At 41.3% G+C, this 17,810-nt stretch carries 18 protein-coding genes and 1 riboswitch; of the genes, 4 read left to right on the top strand and 14 right to left on the bottom strand.

Annotation, left to right across the window (positions count from 1 at the left end; all coding sequences use genetic code 11):
* Positions 1-80: 80 nt before the first annotated feature.
* The 8 genes from asnS to G7Y42_RS02965 form a co-directional block, all read right to left on the bottom strand.
* A complete protein-coding gene (gene asnS / locus G7Y42_RS03000; RefSeq protein ID WP_165003448.1) occupies positions 81-1,379 on the bottom strand; it encodes an asparagine--tRNA ligase in 1,299 nt (432 codons plus the stop codon).
* 33 nt (positions 1,380-1,412) lie between these two features.
* Positions 1,413-2,609 carry a pyridoxal phosphate-dependent aminotransferase gene (locus G7Y42_RS02995; RefSeq protein ID WP_165003450.1) on the bottom strand — a complete coding sequence of 399 codons (1,197 nt, stop codon included), beginning with the start codon at positions 2,607-2,609 and terminating at the stop codon, positions 1,413-1,415.
* 20 nt (positions 2,610-2,629) lie between these two features.
* A complete protein-coding gene (locus tag G7Y42_RS02990) occupies positions 2,630-3,157 on the bottom strand; it encodes a DUF5590 domain-containing protein (RefSeq protein WP_165003452.1) in 528 nt (175 codons plus the stop codon).
* 52 nt (positions 3,158-3,209) lie between these two features.
* Positions 3,210-5,993 carry a helicase C-terminal domain-containing protein gene (locus G7Y42_RS02985; RefSeq protein WP_165003454.1) on the bottom strand — a complete coding sequence of 928 codons (2,784 nt, stop codon included), beginning with the start codon at positions 5,991-5,993 and terminating at the stop codon, positions 3,210-3,212.
* Positions 5,994-6,229: 236 nt separating this feature from the next.
* Positions 6,230-6,430: a cold-shock protein gene (locus G7Y42_RS02980; protein WP_165003457.1), complete on the bottom strand. Its 201-nt coding sequence runs from the start codon at positions 6,428-6,430 to the stop codon at positions 6,230-6,232.
* 192 nt (positions 6,431-6,622) lie between these two features.
* Positions 6,623-6,784, bottom strand: a complete 162-nt coding sequence (locus tag G7Y42_RS02975) for a hypothetical protein (protein WP_165003458.1) — start codon at positions 6,782-6,784, stop codon at positions 6,623-6,625.
* Between the two features lie 6 nt (positions 6,785-6,790).
* Positions 6,791-7,102, bottom strand: coding sequence for a hypothetical protein (locus tag G7Y42_RS02970; protein ID WP_165003460.1), 312 nt, complete (start codon positions 7,100-7,102; stop codon positions 6,791-6,793).
* Positions 7,103-7,422: 320 nt separating this feature from the next.
* Entirely contained in the window at positions 7,423-8,541 is a 1,119-nt protein-coding gene (locus tag G7Y42_RS02965) for a hypothetical protein (protein ID WP_165003462.1), read from the bottom strand.
* A gap of 481 nt (positions 8,542-9,022) precedes the next feature.
* Here G7Y42_RS02965 and G7Y42_RS02960 point away from each other — a divergent pair, with 481 nt between their 5' ends.
* Together G7Y42_RS02960 and G7Y42_RS02955 are read left to right on the top strand one after the other, a co-directional pair.
* On the top strand, positions 9,023-10,330 hold the full coding sequence (locus G7Y42_RS02960) for a serine hydrolase (protein ID WP_165003464.1): 1,308 nt from the start codon (positions 9,023-9,025) through the stop codon (positions 10,328-10,330).
* A 107-nt stretch (positions 10,331-10,437) separates the two neighbouring features.
* Positions 10,438-11,637, top strand: coding sequence for a YdcF family protein (locus G7Y42_RS02955; protein WP_165003466.1), 1,200 nt, complete (start codon positions 10,438-10,440; stop codon positions 11,635-11,637).
* 87 nt (positions 11,638-11,724) lie between these two features.
* Here the strand turns inward: G7Y42_RS02955 and G7Y42_RS02950 are convergent, their stop codons facing one another.
* The 4 genes from G7Y42_RS02950 to G7Y42_RS02935 all read right to left on the bottom strand — a co-directional run bounded on the left by G7Y42_RS02950 (position 11,725) and on the right by G7Y42_RS02935 (position 15,486).
* Positions 11,725-12,978, bottom strand: a complete 1,254-nt coding sequence (locus tag G7Y42_RS02950; protein WP_165003468.1) for a voltage-gated chloride channel family protein — start codon at positions 12,976-12,978, stop codon at positions 11,725-11,727.
* A gap of 53 nt (positions 12,979-13,031) precedes the next feature.
* A riboswitch (Fluoride riboswitch) is annotated at positions 13,032-13,098 on the bottom strand.
* Between the two features lie 41 nt (positions 13,099-13,139).
* Entirely contained in the window at positions 13,140-13,787 is a 648-nt protein-coding gene (locus G7Y42_RS02945; protein WP_165003470.1) for a FusB/FusC family EF-G-binding protein, read from the bottom strand.
* A gap of 277 nt (positions 13,788-14,064) precedes the next feature.
* The gene (locus G7Y42_RS02940) at positions 14,065-14,598 is read right to left on the bottom strand and encodes an HD domain-containing protein (protein WP_165003472.1); all 534 of its coding nucleotides are present in this window, start codon (positions 14,596-14,598) and stop codon (positions 14,065-14,067) included.
* A 123-nt stretch (positions 14,599-14,721) separates the two neighbouring features.
* A complete protein-coding gene (locus G7Y42_RS02935; RefSeq protein ID WP_165003474.1) occupies positions 14,722-15,486 on the bottom strand; it encodes an RNA methyltransferase in 765 nt (254 codons plus the stop codon).
* Between the two features lie 107 nt (positions 15,487-15,593).
* Here G7Y42_RS02935 and G7Y42_RS02930 point away from each other — a divergent pair, with 107 nt between their 5' ends.
* Together G7Y42_RS02930 and yidC are read left to right on the top strand one after the other, a co-directional pair.
* The gene (locus G7Y42_RS02930; protein ID WP_165003916.1) at positions 15,594-15,869 is read left to right on the top strand and encodes an acylphosphatase; all 276 of its coding nucleotides are present in this window, start codon (positions 15,594-15,596) and stop codon (positions 15,867-15,869) included.
* Positions 15,870-16,191: 322 nt separating this feature from the next.
* Positions 16,192-17,139, top strand: a complete 948-nt coding sequence (gene yidC / locus G7Y42_RS02925; protein ID WP_165003476.1) for a membrane protein insertase YidC — start codon at positions 16,192-16,194, stop codon at positions 17,137-17,139.
* A gap of 79 nt (positions 17,140-17,218) precedes the next feature.
* Here the strand turns inward: yidC and G7Y42_RS02920 are convergent, their stop codons facing one another.
* Both G7Y42_RS02920 and G7Y42_RS02915 read right to left on the bottom strand, forming a co-directional pair.
* Positions 17,219-17,485: a hypothetical protein gene (locus G7Y42_RS02920; RefSeq protein ID WP_165003478.1), complete on the bottom strand. Its 267-nt coding sequence runs from the start codon at positions 17,483-17,485 to the stop codon at positions 17,219-17,221.
* Entirely contained in the window at positions 17,478-17,801 is a 324-nt protein-coding gene (locus tag G7Y42_RS02915; protein ID WP_165003480.1) for a hypothetical protein, read from the bottom strand. The genes G7Y42_RS02920 and G7Y42_RS02915 overlap by 8 nt, the downstream gene beginning before the upstream one ends.
* Positions 17,802-17,810 lie beyond the last annotated feature (9 nt).

Raw genomic sequence — 17,810 nt, 5'->3', positions numbered from 1 at the left:
AAGAGGGACAAGACTTTTGTCCTATCCCTCCAATTATTCGTTATTCTATACTTTCATTGAGCACCGTACGCTCGTTCGTCCTATGGATAAATACGGTTCAATAAACGTGGGAACGGAATAGCTTCACGGACATGATCGATCCCTGCGATCCAAGTCACTGTTCGTTCTAAGCCCAATCCGAATCCTGAATGCGGAACGGAACCATATTTACGCAAGTCAAGATACCATGAATATTCTTTTTCGTCTAAGCCGTGATTGCGGATTTGTTCAAGCAGAAAATCGTAGTCCGTTGCCCGTTCGCTACCACCGATGATTTCGCCGTAGCCTTCCGGTGCAATCATATCTGCACAGATAACGACATCTTCACGAGTTGGATGTGGTTTCATGTAGAATGGTTTGATCGCTTTCGGATAATTCAAGATGAATACTGGCTGTTCAAATGAATTGGCAATAAAGGTTTCATGTGGTGAGCCAAAATCTTCTCCCCATTCGATATCGTCGAAGCCGTTTTTCTTCAGCAGTTCAATAGCATCATCATAAGTGATACGTGGAAATGGCCGCTTAGTATAAGTTTTCAGTACTTCTTTATCGCGCTCCAATACATCTAGTGCGTAATCACAATGATCCAGCACATTTTGTACTAAAAATGCGACATATTGTTCCTGTACTTCCAAACTTTCTTCTTGATGAGTAAACGCCATCTCTGGTTCGATCATCCAGAATTCGATCAAATGACGACGTGTTTTGGATTTTTCTGCCCGGAATGTCGGACCGAATGAGAATACTTTCCCGAATGCCATTGCGGCAGCTTCCATGTATAATTGTCCGCTTTGGGAAAGGTACGCTTTTTGATCGAAATAATTTGTTTCGAACAAATCTGTTGTTCCTTCTGGTGCTGATCCAGTCAAAATCGGAGGATCGATTTTGACGAAATGGTTGTTGTTGAAGAATTCGTAAGTTGCACGAATGATTTCATTTCGAATTTGCATGATCGCATGCTGTCTTGAAGAACGCAGCCATAAATGACGGTGATCCATCAAGAAATCTGTACCGTGTTCTTTTGGTGTGATCGGATAATCGTGGCTTTCGCTCACTACTTCAATATTTGTAATACCGATTTCGTAGCCGAATTTTGACCGGCTGTCTTCGCGGATCTCCCCAGTCACGATGATAGAAGTTTCCTGATGCAGATTTTTAGCAGTTTGGAAAACTTCTTCCGGTACTTCGCTTTTTACAACGACGCCTTGGAAAAAGGCTGTTCCGTCTCTCAATTGTAAAAATGCGATTTTCCCGCTTGAGCGTTTGTTTGAGACCCAAGCGCCGATTGTGACTGTTTCTCCCACATGGTTTTTCGAATCGATGATTTGAATTTGTTCCACGTATGACTCTCCTTTTATATTCCTTGAATGATTTCAAGAATGATTTTGACTTTTACTCTCAATAAACTTCCTGATTCTGCGAACAGCTTCTTCCAATGTGACTAAATCTGCTGCATAGCTTAACCGCACATTTTCAGGTGCCCCGAAGCCTTCGCCTGTAATCAAAGCAACACCTGTTTCTTCCAGGAGATCTTCTACCCATTTCGTTACATTGCTATACCCGCAAATAGATAAAGTTTCCTTGACATTAGGAAACAGATAAAAAGCTCCTTGCGGTTTCTCAAGAGACACACCAAGCAGTTCTGAGACAAGCGGATATAAGATGTTCAACCGTTCTTCAAACGCACACCGCATCTCTTCCACAGTGTCTTGCTCGCCGTTCAAGGCTTCTACAGCAGCATACTGACTGACTGCAGTCGGATTGCTCGTTGACTGAGAAGCAATCGAGATCATCCCGCTGATAATCTCAGGATTCCCTACGGCATACCCGATGCGCCAGCCAGTCATTGCATAGGTTTTTGATACACCATTGATGATGATGGTCTGTTCGCGAATCGCTTCTGAAATCGTTGCGATTGGAGTAAACTCATTGCCATTATAAACTAAACGGCCATAAATATCATCAGCAACTATCAAAATATCATTTTTTACTGCCCATTCACCGATTGATTGGAGCTCTTCTCTCGTATAGATCATCCCTGTTGGATTTGAAGGTGAATTGATGATCACGGCCTTTGTCTTATCTGAACGGGCTTGTTCCAGCTGGTCCGCCGTTACCTTAAATCCATTTGCTTCTTCTCCCTTTACAAAAACCGGGACACCTTCTGCTAATTTGACTTGCTCTCCATAACTTACCCAATAAGGGACTGGGATGATCACTTCATCTTTCGGATCGATGATCGTCTGAAAAAGTGTATATAGAGCAAATTTTGCTCCGTCTGTCACGATCGTTTGAGACGGTTCATAAGTTAATCCATAATTTTTTTTGAGCGAATCCACGATTGCCTGACGCAACTCGGGAATCCCAGCTGTCGGTGTATAATAACTGGCCTTTCCGTTTTTGATTGCTTTGATTGCTGCTTCCTGAATATTGACAGGCGTTGCGAAATCAGGCTCTCCCACGGTCAGACTCAATACATCTCGGCCCTGGGCTTTCAATTCTTTGGCTTTTGCCGAAGCCGCCAGTGTCACTGAAGGCTCCAGCCGTTCCGTTCTTTTCGATAAATCCATCGCTACCATTCCTTTATCCGTTAAATTCCCTTGATTGTCTTCACTTCATCTCCTGAATCGAAGGCAATCAGATAGTAATTCAGTTTGCCGTCATTTTCTTTTCCTGTGATTTCCCAGACAGCTTTTTCGTCATACATCCCAAGAGACGCTTTTTCGATTTGGATGCCAGGATGTGTTTCAGCGATTTTTTCTTTCGCTTCTTTTTCCGTCAGCCCTTTTGCCTGATCCAAAACTTTGATTTTTTCTCCAGATTTAGGAATGATCACAGCAATTTCTTTTCCTTTGTCATTTGTACCAGTCAGTGAAAAATACGTTTTTTTGCGCGTAAACCAATAAAAGTGATCCACTTCGTCCATATTTGCATATTTTTCAGCAATTTCTATTGCTTCTTTTTTCGCTTGCATAGCCGGACGACTGGAACGCAGATAAAAGATCGAGCTTAAGACGATCACAGCTAATAAAAAGATGATCAATCCGAGCAATACGCGATTAATTGTTTTTTCTTTGGTTGTTTCTTTCTTCAAGGATCGTCGCTCCTTTATATTCATTCCTATTTATTATAACAGATTTTAGCTTTTTAAAAAGTCGGCCACTACAAGTTTATTCTTCGTTTTTCTTTAAGAATTCATGGATATCCTGATAGATCTCTTCTATCGTCTGCTCCCTGATTGCTACTTTTTTAGGTAATGCATGGATGATTCTCGCGCCATATTTGGCAGTGAATAACCGTCGATCCAAAATAAGCAAGACGCCTCTATCTTCTTCTGTACGTATCAGTCTTCCCAAAGCTTGTCTCAATTTCAATGCAGCTTTCGGTACAGATTCCTGATAAAAAGGACTGATCCCTTCTGATTCCAGATAGGCATTCCTTGCTTTGACCATTGGCCGTAGCGGATTGTCAAATGGCAGTCGAGTGACGACGACGATCTGTAGCGCATCCCCAGGGAGGTCTACTCCTTCCCAGAAGCTGTCAGCGCCGAACAAGACACTTTTATCTGACAGTATGAATCGCTTCAGCAATTTTTCACGGCTTCCGCCGAATCCTTGGGCTAATATCTCTCTTCCTTGTTCCAGCATCGACATATGCATGTTCTGATACACTTTCTGCAAGATATCATGAGAGGTAAATAATACCAGAATGGGGCGTTCTTCCTGTTTGATCAGTCCAGTCAAAGTATCTGTCAAATAATCGACATACTCTTGATTGCTTACCTGGTTGACTGCCGGGGCTTCTTTTGGTACATAGATCCGTGCCTGTTTTTCATAATCATAGGGTGATGCGATCACTTTCAGCGGAGCTCCCTCGATGCCTAGACGTTTTGATAGATAATGGCGATTCGGACCGATCTTCAGCGTACCACCGATATATAAGATACGTGTATATCGAGGATACCAGACTGTGGAAGGAAGTAAGGCCGCTTTGAAATCATGCAGATGGAAAACCGCCTGCTGCGGATTCCCCCCTGGGATAAACCAGTGGATCAAGTTCTCTCGCCAATCGAATAGCCATTGCTCCATGAAGACAGCTTGCTGATCCAATTGATCAAACAAGCCATATAAGCTGGCCAAATCGATCCTCATCTGACCTGTCCAACTCTCCTGGATCATCTCGAGTCTGGCACGTAATTGTGTATGCAGCTGCTGGATCTCTTGATAGAACAGCTGTAAATGATCGATCGCCGTCCCAGTTTCAAGAGGGAGTCCATCAAGCTGCTCCTTCGTGATCATCATTTCTTCTGGATATTGGCCTGCTGGAACCTCTTGCTGCTTCAAGTCATTTAGTCCTTCTGACAGGCGGATCAGCGATTCACAAAGAGCGGTCAATTCCTCTTGATAGATTTTCAGCCAGCGTGACGCTTCATGATCAGTTGTTAGATAGCTTTCTATCCGATCAAACAACTGATTGGCTTCGCCAAGCTGCTGGATATGTTTATAAAAATAAGAAATACTTAGTCGCCGGTCATTCACTTTTTCAGCAATTTCCGGCAAATGATGGGCTTCATCAATCAGCAAATAAGGACTTGCTGGCAGCAACGGCTCTTTTCTTTGAGTTTCCTGCACTAAAAATGCATGGTTCACGATCAAAAAGTTGCTCTGTTCCACTTTCTTTTTCAAATAGCGAACAAAATCCTGTTCGTAAAACGGTTGATCCTTAGCTAAAAATGCTGTTCCCCGATGAGCGATATCAGAAAAAAACGGATGCTTCAAATTGGTCAAGTGCAATTCGTCCAGATCTCCTGTTTTCGTTTGCGTCAGCCAGACCAAGACAGCCATTTGATACAAGGCATACTGCTTTTGCTCGGGCGGCTGTACTAGTGTCGCTTTGAATCGCTGCAGATCGATATAATGTCTATAGCTTTTGATGATCGTAGCTTGAATAGGCTGGTCCAGCAGCTGATTCAGCAAAGGGATATCTTTCTCGATGATCTGCTGCTGCAAAACAAGAGAAACCGTGCTGATGATTGCGGGTTTTTCCGGTGTCGCCAAATAACTCAGAGGAAGAAGATAGCCGATTGTTTTTCCCATCCCAGTCGCGGCTTCGATCATCAGGTCTTTTGCTTCATCCTTTGTGAAATGATCGTAGACAGCATTCATCAATCGGTTTTGTTCTTTTCGATACATCAAAGTTTTTCCGAATACTTTTTCTTTTGCCTGTTTCTTTCTTGGGTAGTTCTTCTCTCCATAATGAACAGCCGTAAATAATTCCACTTGTTTTTTCTGTAAAGCGATCCCGTCAATAATTTCTAGATCTGCATCGAGCGCTTCAGGTTGCTGCCGCATTTCGTCAATCACTCTTTGGATAAAAGTACTTGTATCCATCCCTGTCGGCGTACTCAAACGGGCAATCTGTTCCAGCGTCACGAACGGCAGCTTCCGCATCCGTTCTTCGATCAATAAAAGCAGCTGACCTGTCACCTCAGCGTCACTGTCTGCCTGGTGAGGGTTCTCATGGATAAAACCAAGACTCTCTGACAAATCTGCCAATCGAAAACTTGGTTCTTCAGGCAAGAAAATCTGTGCCAGTTCTACCGTATCGATACCGGGGATTTTCAAAGGAGATACCCCGCAGCGAACCAGCTCATGGTTGAGAAAATTATAATCAAAATAAATATTGTGTGCGACAAAGACCGTATCTGCCAGAAGATGATAGATCGTTTGTGCCACATCTTCAAAGTAAGGTGCTTTTTGGACGCGTTGATTCGTGATACCTGTCAAATGCTGGATTTGTTTTGAAATCTTCCGCCCTGGATTAATATCGATCGAATAACGCGCAGTCATTCGACCTGCTTCAATCATGACGCAGCCAAATTGGATGATCCGATCTTCTTTTGGGTTCGTCCCAGTCGTTTCGATATCTACGACTGCATAAGTTCTTGGTTTCAAAATATCTTCCTCTTCTCTTGCCTCTACTGTTCTTTTGAAATTATACTACAAAGTAAGAAAAAATACTCTCCCTTGAAATGAAGAGGATGAAAGCAGCGTCTTGATCTCTAAGCTCAGAAGAACAAAATCAACCAGCCTTTCAACGCTTCCTCATTTCTTTTTAAATTTCTTCACACAAAAAAGCCCAGCACACTGTCAGTAACAGATAGCTGGACTTTTATTCTCGTATTGGTTAATTAAGCTTTAGTAACGTTTGTAGCTTGAGGTCCACGTTGGCCTTCTTCAACTTCAAAGTTAACTGTTTGGCCTTCTTCTAAAGTTTTGAATCCGTCGCCTTGGATAGCTGAGAAATGAACGAATACATCGTTTCCGTTTTCTGCAGTGATGAATCCAAATCCTTTTTCTGAGTTAAACCATTTTACTGTACCTGTTTCCATAATAAAAATCCTCCTTGTGTTTCAACACATATTTTGCAATTACTTGAATGGTGTATATCTGGAAGATGTTTATTTGAAACAAGCTACCACAGATTACCGAACAAAAACTACATTTTTAATATATCATACCGTTTACAAAATTACCAGTATTTTCCACTTTTTTTCTGTTTTTCCCGCAAAACAAGCAGTGGATCAACCATCGAGCAGGTGCCTTTTTGCACGCATCACAACAGTTGTCCGGTTTCTCTTTAACGTCGAATTTTGCTGCTGATATTTGGTACAACCTACTACTGTCACGATCAGAGAAATAAAAATAAACACCAGAGCAGCGATCACTTTTGATTTTTTTGTCATGGCCGATCACCCCTCATAAACCATACATTGATGATTTTCATGGGTACGCATATGAGAACGTGCAAAAGCCGTAGCTGAAGAAGAAAAAATATGCCAGCAGCTTTCGTAATCACATGTCGAACAGTGCCAAAAATAGCCGAACCTCGGTTGAAGCGAGCACTCATAAGTTTCAGGCAGAACTCGCGTCAAGACAGAAACGTTAGAACACTGCTGTTTTTCCTGTTGGTTTCCCTCATGTAATTCTCCTGCCTCCGCCCCGCCAGAACATGACAAGCTGATGATCAATGAAAGAGTACATCCTATCAATATTCTTTTCATATATAACCTCCAGTTAGCATTTATTTCTCTTTCTAACCAGATTTTATAATAAACACATGCGTTATTTTTATTTTTCTCATAAAAGTTTGTTTTCACATCAAAATCGTCACTACACAGCAAAACAGAGACTGCAACTTAAAACTGTTGCGGTCCCTGTTTTGTTTTTAAATATAAAATATTGAAAATTTTCATCAGTGATTCGATGATGCAACATTCGCTCCTCAAAGTTAAGTGGCGTGTTCACGACCTCTCAATAAGCGGTGTTCAATCAGCTGAACTTCGGCATTGGTTCAGATCAAAGCGCTGATTACACAATCCCATCAATACCGAAGGATCGCCACAAGACTCTTTTCATCTGGTGCGTCATGTTGGTCCAAGATAAATACTTGTCCACCATTCGTGATCACGTCATCTGCCAGAGCATTCAAGACTTGACGTCGATCATACTCGGTTTCTGGGTCTTCGCCGAATCCGTCTGCTAGATTCGATGTAGCAATAAATAAGTGAGAGATTTTCCCTTCTTTTGCTGCTGGGACGATATCCACTAGTTGATCGATAAATTTCTTGTCCATCAATTTGTTATAACTAGCGGACTCTTGTGCTGCTAATTCACTCGATAATTTTTTCGCCCCTTCTTCGACATCTCGCAATGTCGATTGCGCTGGAGAAGCAGAGATAGCCGCATCTGAACAATAATAAGGATTTTTAGCGATTTTTTTGAACATCGTCTGGTTTTCTGGCAAAGCAAATAAATAAATTGGCCATTCTTCCGGATTATCAAAGGAATCTTTTAGATACGCGTCAACTGCTTGATAATAATTCACCCAGTCGATCTCTACTTCTTCGTCTTTCGGATTCACTCCATGGAAAGTAACGCCATCTCTTGCACTACCTCCGCCGTTTGAAGAAAAGTTCAATTCGCCACCGGTTAATTCAGAACCTAAAGCAGTCACAACATCGACCGGTGATCCTTCTGGCAAGGCCACTTCTTTGACTTGCTTGTTGCTGACTTCATATAGCTTCATCGAATCGCGATTCAAGCCGAGTAGATAGTAAGAGTAATTGAACTGGCCATTTTTGATGATCGCAAGCAGATAAGGCAGATCGCTCACATAATACTGATCATCTACCGGTATGCTTAAACGATGGATATACGTTTGATCTGCTGTCAGAATGACCGCAACACTTGTTGTCCCGCTTCGCCAAAAGGAAGGATCACCTAACAGACTGTCGATTTTTTCTTGGAATGGAGACCAGTCGTGTTCTGCGTATTTCTTATCAAAACGTTTTTTTGCTTCTTTTGCAAAATTTTTGAATTTGATCTGATCTTTTTCTACATCCTGGTGTGCGACATGCGTATTCAGCATGATCGTGACAAATGGTCCCTTAGCGTCTTCTGAAGTTAATTTCGTCAATACCTCTTTATCCATTTTTGCCATAAACGTACCCCTCCTAAAAAATCATTCCTTATGTCTCTATATAAAGTCTACCACAACCCTTTTTTTACATACAATAAAACGTATCCGGATAATAAAGCGGATTCATCCCTCCTTTCTTTTTTAAAAAATATTTTATCTTTTATTCATCGTTTGCACATATCTTTTCCTGTTTTTCAAAAAAACTTCAATTAATTTTGTTATAATAAAGAAAAGATAGAAAAGAGGTGTATCTCATGCAATTGATCATGATTTTCAGTTTGATGAGCATTATCAGTTTACTGGTCTTCAGTGCATCCCGATTATTGGAAAATGACACACAGCCGATTCCCGTAAAAGTACATAAAGAGGATCAGTGACTTTCCTCTGACAGACAGATACGGAGATTCTCCTAAAGTTTTTTTCAGAAACATTGAAACTCCTCCTGCACTCTGATAGAATTTTAGTTTGTAGTGAAAGAAATGAAAATACAAGGAGATCGGATATGTCCATAAAAAAAACACGATTCGTCCTGCTGCTGGCTAGCCTTATTTTGTGCGTGGCTCCGTTTTTACCGACAGTCACTGTCCAGGCAGACGATGCGTTCAAAGTGAATGCGAAAGCAGCGTTTGCTGTAGATGCCCAGAGCGGGAAGATTTTATATGATCAAGACGGCGAGAAAGCGATGGGGATCGCCTCCGTTACAAAAATCATCGGGTTGTACATCGTACTCGATCAGGTGAAACAAGGAAAGCTATCTTGGGAGGATCAAGTGCCGATTTCGGATTATGCCGAAGCGTTAAGTGTGACACCTGATCTATCCAATGTTCCTTTACACAAAGAGAACACCTATACGGTAAAAGAATTATTCGATTCTGCCTTTATCCAGTCAGCCAATGCTTCGATGGTCGCTCTAGCTGAAAAAATTTCCGGTAGCGAAGCAAAATTCATCGAGAAAATGCAAGCGCAATTGAAAGATTGGGGAATCAAGGATGCTGTGATCGTGAATGCGTCCGGCTTGAATAATTCCTATCTGGGTCAAAACCGCCCAGAAGGAACGGGTGAAACTGACGAAAATCAAATGTCTGCAAAAGACGTAGCGATCGTTGCGCGTCATTTGATTTTAGATTTCCCAGAAAGCTTGAAAGTCACAAGCACCACGACACAAATGTTTGGTGAAAATACACAATCTCCAGTAGAAATGGTGAACTGGAACTGGATGCTCCCTGGATTCGTCAATTACAAAGAAGGCGTTGACGGATTGAAAACAGGAACGACTGAATTTGCTGGTGCTTGCTTTGTCGGCACGATCAATAAAGACAACCACCGTATCATCACTGTTGTACTCAATGCAGATGGACATGCGGAAAACCCAAGTGCTCGTTTCAATGAAACTTCTCGTTTGATGGACTATTGTTATGACAACTGGTCTGAAAAAGAAATCGGGAAAGCAAATGCAAGTATCCCAAGTCTGAAAACAATCGATGTCAAAGACGGAAAAGAAACCACTGTCCCTGTCGTATTGAAAAACCCTGTAAAAGTTTGGGTCCATAATGGGATGGATACAGGAAAATTAACGATCACACCTTCACTTGATAAGAAGAAAGTGACTGACAACCAAGTAGATGCACCCATCGATAAAGGAACAGCGATCGGCAACGCGTCGATTACCTTGTCAGATGATTCGTTAGGTTACTTGGAAGATAGTAAAGTCCCTTCTACTGAGATCATCACGACAAAATCAGTAGAAAAGGCAAATATTTTTGTGATCGGCTGGCGTCACGTAGCTGATTTTTTCAATAATTTATTCTAAACCATCAAAAAAGTATCTTTCTACGGAAAGATGCTTTTTTTAGTTTTTTTTCAAAGCTTTTTTTCTCATTTTTCGTTATACTGGAAACAGAAAAAGGAGTTGAATCTATGAATTTTGTCAGAGACATGATCTTTTTAGGTCTCTATCTTATAGGTATGTCAGGAATCATTTATTGGAGAAAGCGTCAGAAAGATCCTTCTCTGTTCTTTTACAGCAGTACGTGGACATTCACGCTTCTTCTGATGTATTTTGTTGTGCTGGAGATTTTTTATTCCACGTATTATTTCCTGATCCCATTGCTGTTTTTCAGTATTTTTGCTTTTTCGTATTTTACCGAAAAACGAAGATTAATCAATGGACTTTTATTTAACGTATTTTTGATCAGCTTTGGTATTTATCTGATCACGCTATTATTTGAAACCCAGAATGTGTTCCTCGGCGGATTATTCGCTTTGATCGCTATTCCCCTCCTGCTGGTCTTTTTGTTCGGGATCTATGCTTTGATCGTCTTTCTGTTTTGGAATGGCATCACCGTTTTAAAGAGAGAATCGCATTCATTGGCGAATCTCTTGACTTTATTGCTGGGATTGTTTTTGACGTTATTTTTGATCGTCGATTTTTTCCTGCTGAAATATCTTCCTGAATGGATCAATGTTTTCTTGTCTGCGATCCCATTTATCTTGTTTTATCTGTTTATCGTCTTCTATAATTTTTTGACGGTTTCATTTTTGTATCAATTCAATCGCCCAAGATATAATCAAGACTACATCGTCGTGTTAGGTGCAGGGCTGATCGATGGAGAAAAAGTATCCCCGCTACTCGCAAAACGGATCAACAAAGCCATTGCCTTTTATCGTGCCCAAAGCCGAGCGACTTTGAACCCGCCGATTCTACTGATGTCTGGCGGTCAGGGACCAGATGAGAAGATACCTGAAGCGATCGCTATGAAACAGTATGCATTGGAACAAGGAATCCCGGAAAGAGATATCCTTGTCGAAACGAATTCTACGACTACGCTGGAAAACATGCGATTTTCAAAAGAAATCATGGATCAGCGTCAAAAGGGACCTTACCGTGCAATCTTCAGTTCGAACAACTATCATATTTTCCGCGCAGGATTATATGCCCGTCAAGCAAAGCTGAAAGCAAATGGTATCGGCGCAAAAACGGCTTTTTATTACTTACCTAACGCATTTTTGAGAGAATACATCGCCGTCTTGGTGATGAACAAGAAAAGACATATGATCATTTGCGGTTTGATTGTCGCCGCAGCTGCATGCTTATCCCTCATTACTTTGATCTTTTAAAAAGTGATGGTGGAAGAAGTATTCAGCGTCAAGAAATAAGATTCGAAAAAGGAGGTGTGACAAGACATTTGTCACACCTCCTCTTTCTCATTTTCTTTTGCCAAATGTCGGCAAAAACAAAATACCTTTTTTCACGGCTACTTGTTGCGCGGAATAAATCCCGCTGTTTCCTGAACACATAAAGCTGATCAGACAGATCATAAAGAAATACACGGCGGCTTGATCCCCGAACAATTCAATCCCCATGACAAAACAAGCAATCGGTGTATTTGTCGCTCCTGAGAAAACGCCGATAAAACCAAGCCCTGCTAAAAAGGGAACTGACAACTGCAATAGCGGAGCTAGAGCAGCACCTAATGTCGCACCGATCTCAAACAATGGTGTGACTTCGCCACCTTGATAACCTGCCCCTAATGATATGACAGTGAAGAACAGCTTGCCAATAAAATCATAAACATGCGCCTCATTATTGAAAGCTTCTTGAAGTAAAGGAAGACTCAATCCAAGATAACGTTGCGTCTGTAACATCAAAGCTGCAGCCACTACTACTGCACCTCCAATGAAATTCCTCCAAACTGGATTCGGTATCCATTGCGCATAGCGAGCCTTCAAAAACACGATGGATCGGCTGAAAACCCAGCCAATAATCCCAAATGCGATCCCTGCTACGATCAGCTTGAAGAAAAGACCGATACTCCACGCGGGGATCTTCCCCATTTGATAGTGGAGATGCTGCACGCCAAAACTTTTTGTGACAAGATCAGCAAAAACAGCGGCAAAAAAACTTGGGAAAATCGCTTCTGTTCGGATTTTGCCGATCGCTAGAACTTCTAATCCGAACAATGTTCCTGCTAAAGGTGTACCAAATACAGAACTGAACCCTGCGCTGATCCCACTGATGATCAAAATATCACGTTCGATCTTGTTCAACTTCAGTCCTCTCGCAACGTTGTCTGCTAAAGCGCCCCCCATTTGCACAGCTGTCCCTTCACGACCGACCGAACCGCCAAATAAATGCGTCGTGATCGTCCCGAACAAGGTAAGTGGTATGAGCCGCAAAGGAATTTTTTCCTCTCCGCCATTTCCCTGATCGATCACCAAATTATTCCCTCGACTGGAAAGCCCACCATGATACGTATAAAGATAAGCAAATAAAGCACCACTGATCGGCAAAAGAAACAATAGCCAAGTATGTGCCAATCGAATATCAGTCACGAACGTTAGACTTTCCAAAAAGAAAGCAGAGAGACTCCCCATAAAAGCACCTAAAACGGCAGTGATCAGTAACCATTTTGCCATATACAGCAAAATCCTTGCTGGACTGGGTAATTGTTTTTCCATTTTAATTCCTCCTCAATAAAAAAACGCCTACTAAAGAAAGGGGTTGTCCCCGGACTTTAGTAGGCGTCATTAGCTATCTTTCGTTAGCATTTAAAGGCGAACACCATCACCTATTCACTTCTAAATAAAGATAGCATATTTTTCTGAAAAAAACAATAAAATTATCGTTCTCTTTTTACACGTTCGGCAAATTCATAAAAAGGAGCTAATTTCACTAATTGATGGTTACACTGCTGACTATCGTGGCAGATATAATTTCCTTTTTTCGTATACGTGCCTTCTGATCCGGATTTGGTTGTAGATAAAAACAAGGAGACATTCGATGTTTTTTGGCAGATAGCACAGATTCCTTTAGTGATTGTGGGTGAAAGTGTCCCGCTGATCCCTTTCAGCTGCTCATCTTCATAATAAACGAGGAATTTCTTCTGGCTACCCGGATCATTCCAGCCAATATACGTGTGCTCACGCAGATCAAACTCTTTCCAATCAGGTTGTTTTAGCTTTTTCACTTTTCGGAATAATTTCTCGATCTGGATTTTGGACGGCTGCTCAAATGGAAGGACGATCTCTTTCAGTTCCTCTAAAAGACGTTCTGCTTTTTCTTTTTTTAATTTGACATCCAAAACAGCTGTCAAGAACGCTTCTATTTCTGGGATTTCGGTTTCTAGCATCGCATGGATTTTTTCGGCAGCTAAGGCTTGGACCGTCTGCACGGTTTTCGGATCGTTCACAGATGAGTACGCATTTAGCAGCTGATCTACTTCTCGTTTGATAAAATAATATTGGTACGGTTGGATGGTTTGTTTCATGATTATTCGTCCTTTCTTCTTTCAAAAGTCTCATACTTTGAAGAAAAAAGTGAGCTTCGACAAAGTATGCGTTAATTTGCAGTACTCGTCTCTTTTAAATAAGATACCTTATGCACCTTATCATCACCCCCTTAAATCCATTTCACTTCTTTATGTACGATGTTCCATCAATAAAAGTAAACCTTATTTCACCTCATTAGTCAAACAGCTATTGTCAGACGATAAAAAATCCTGAGACTTCTCTAACATCAAGAGAAGTCTCAGGAAAAACATTTGCCTATTTTTTGTGTTCGATCAAATCGATCGATTTTTCACTGAATTCTTTTCCGAAGTATCGCTGCCATCTCTTGCGCATGCTTGCTGACATCGGTTGAGCTGCTTCTTTGACTGCGCAATATTTGTCCACGAATGTGACGATGTAGCCTTCTTTATATTTAGGAGGAGCAATCGTTGCACCCCACATGTGCTTCAAGATAATATCTCGTTCCAAGTCGGATAACTCGGTGATTTTCTCGGCATTCTTCACAGCAATCCTAGGATGCACATAAGCATGTGTTCCTTCATCGAATTTCGTTGTCCGCCAATCATAGTAGAACAAATCATGCAAAAGCCCGGCACGAGCAGTCGCTTTGGCATTTCCGCCCCATTTTTTTGCAAGCAGATAGCTATAATAAGAAACACTAATGGAATGTTCCAGTCGTGTCGAATGGACATGTTGTGTATAATTCGCTAGTTTTTTCACTGCATCTGTTTCTAAAAGATCTTCTACATAAGACATATATTCTTCGTCTTCACGCCATTTTTCTGTCATAATTATCGATCTGCCACCTTTTTTGAATTTCATTTGCTTCTGAAATTGGTTCTAGTATACCACCAGCGTTCGGATTATTCTAGAGAGGTTGATAGAAATAAAGAAAGCTTAATAGTTCCTTAATCATAAAGAAAAGTGGTACAGCATGATCCCGGCAGCCACGCCTACGTTCAGCGATTCTGCATTTCCTTTGATCGGGATATAGATATTCTTATCTGTCAAAGCCAAGATTTCTTTGCTGACTCCTTGTCCTTCGTTCCCCATGATGACTGCATAGTTTTGAGCTGGCTCCACCTCGTTCAACTGATAGGCTTCTTCATTCAATTCTGTCCCGTAAACGGCAAAACCATTCTTTTTCATCTTAGGAATGGCTTGCACTAGGTCCTCTTGCAGAACTGGGAGATGATAATTGCTTCCCTGCATGCTTCGTAATACTTTCGTACTATAAATATCAGCGGTTCCTTTACCTAAAAGCACACCAGATAGACCAAAAGCATCTGCGGTCCGTATCATCGTACCGACATTCCCAGGATCTTGTACGTTGTCCAGCACTAACCAGCCTCCGGAAAATTCTTGGAGATCAGCGCGCTCCATCTCCATCACAGCCATGATCCCTTGAGGTGTCGGCAAGTCAGAAACCGTGTCCATCACTTCATCTGAGACCAGACAAACCGGTAGCTCGTCATGTGCAGTCAGCCAGCTTCCCCATTCCTTGTTTCCGCGTTCCGTCACAAAGATCTCATTTACTTTTGCTTGAGCATCTACCGCTTCTTCCAGCAGATGGAAACCTTCGAGCAGATATTCCTTCATTTCTTCCCGATATTTTTTCTTATGTAATTTTTTTATTTCTTTGATTCGTGCATTTTTTGCTGAGCGTATCTCTTTCATTTTCTTCACCTCACCTGATTATAACATGGAATAGAGGTTCGAGCTTGTTTGATTCTAAAAAAATCGGTATCATTAATTTACAGAGACAGGAAAGAAAGGTGACGAACATGCAAAAAATCAAAATGAATGTGCAAGGTCGCGTACAAGGAGTCGGTTTCCGCTATATGACCAAGATGGTCGCTGATCAGCTGCAGATAACCGGCACAGTAAAAAATGAAGAAGACGGTTCCGTAACGATCGAAGCAGCTGGTAGCAATGAAAACATCCAAAAGTTTATCGATGAAGTGAAAAAATCGCCAAGTCCAAGTGGTCGCGTGCAATATGTTGATCTGCAGGAAAATCCGATGATGGAAGAGCGGAAGAAATTTGATATCGTGGGATAAGGTTGTGAGAAAGCTGTTCTGCATCAATCATCAAGGTTAGACAGTGAAAATAGCTTCTCCTATTTTGAAACTTTTTTTAAATAGTTACTTCTCAAGGAAAAATGGCTTGCGATCGACTACAAGTATTTTTCCTTGATTTTTTCTCCCTACAGAAAAATAACTGGCATTTTTTAATCATTGTTGTTTCTTCAACTATTTGCTAAAAAAACATCAGGATCAAAGAGCAAATATTTCTATGAATTTTCTATGAAGTCAATTGAATTATCTTGGTTTTTTTAGTATAGTTAAGCTTGTGTAAAAATTATAGAAGAGGAAGTATTCGATGAATAAATGGAAAAATTGGTTATTGGGTTCCGGACTCGTAACGATCATGCTTTTTTTATCTGGCTGTGTGCGAATGGACTCAAATGGAAACCCTGACACATCTGGGATCGTCTACCGTGTATTGGTCCACCCAATGGGACAAGCGATTACATATCTGGTAGAGAATTTCGATTGGTCGTATGGATGGGCTGTCATTTTCATGACAGTGATCGTTCGTATCATCATCCTGCCTCTAGGTATCAGTCAATCAAAAAAAACAATGATCCAATCCGAAAAAATGCAAGCATTGAAACCGCAAGTAGAAGCTGCTCAGCAAAAATTAAAAGCTGCGACCACTCGGGAAGAGCAAATGGCTGCTCAAGCCGAAATGCAACAAGTTTATCGTGAAAATGGCTTAAGTATGACTGGCGGAATCGGCTGTCTGCCGCTTTTGATCCAAATGCCGATTTTTTCTGCACTATACTTTACTGCCCGTTACACAGAAGGAATCAGAGAGTCATCTTTTTACGGCATCGATCTTGGCTCACCAAGCCTAGTACTTGTAGCTATTGCCGGTATCGCTTATCTGCTCCAAGGCTATATCTCAACGATCGGGATTCCTGAAGAACAGAAAAAAACGATGCGTACAATGCTGATCGTCTCTCCTGCTATGATCGTCTTCATGTCGATCAGCGCGCCAGCTGGTGTCACACTTTACTGGGTAGTCGGCGGTGTATTCAGCTGTCTGCAGACCTTCATTACAAATGTTATTATGAAACCTCGTCTAAAAGCGCAGGTTGCGGAAGAATTAAAACAAAATCCGCCAAAACAAGTCGTCACTCCAAGAAAAGATGTAACAGAATCAGCGAAGTCAGCTGACAATAAACAAGCAACAAAACAAATCAAACAGCCAAAAAACACGCCAAGCGGTAAAGGGCGTAATGCCGGAAAACAGCAACGGAAATAATCAACTGTTCAACAAACAAAAACGTATCTTGAGAATATCGAGATACGTTTTTTGATTGTTTCAGATAAAAATCTTCACTTTATAAAAAATTAGTCAAAGCTTTCTCTTGTTTCCCTAATTCTTCGGTCAATTTATCAGCGAAGCGTCCTTTGATGGCTTCTTTCATCTGGGGGATTTTACTAGAAAAATCGTTTGCTGATTCTTCCATGCTTGGTCGATGGACTTTGTTCGTCCGCTGTTTTTCACTCCATGTTCGCTGACCCATGGCTGTCCCTATCATTTGGGCATTTGACTGATTCAGTTTTTTCTCTAATTCATTTATTAAATTCATGATCCATTCATTCATAGCCATTTTTCTCCGTTGTGATTTTTCTGATTCCCTGACGATATGCATGTTCCAGTTCATCTTGTTCCCGATGAAGTTTTCGCTGCTCTGCTTGTAAGGCTTGTTGATAATGTTCCTGAAGTCCTGAATAACTACGTCTTGCTCGCTTTAAAGGTTCCTGGTCCAAAGCAAATCGATCGAGACCATGCCTCAAACGTTGTTCTGCCTGTTCGATCAATTCGAATCCTTGTTTCTTCCATCGATGCAATTCATCTTCTTGTTCCTCTAGCCTTTGCCTTTCTCTTTGATAATTTTTCTGCAATTCTTCGATCTTCATTTTTTCAAC

The organism is Enterococcus sp. ZJ1622 (genome assembly GCF_011038845.1).
Classification (GTDB): domain Bacteria; phylum Bacillota; class Bacilli; order Lactobacillales; family Enterococcaceae; genus Enterococcus_B.
This window is presented reverse-complemented; position numbering and strand designations above follow the sequence as displayed.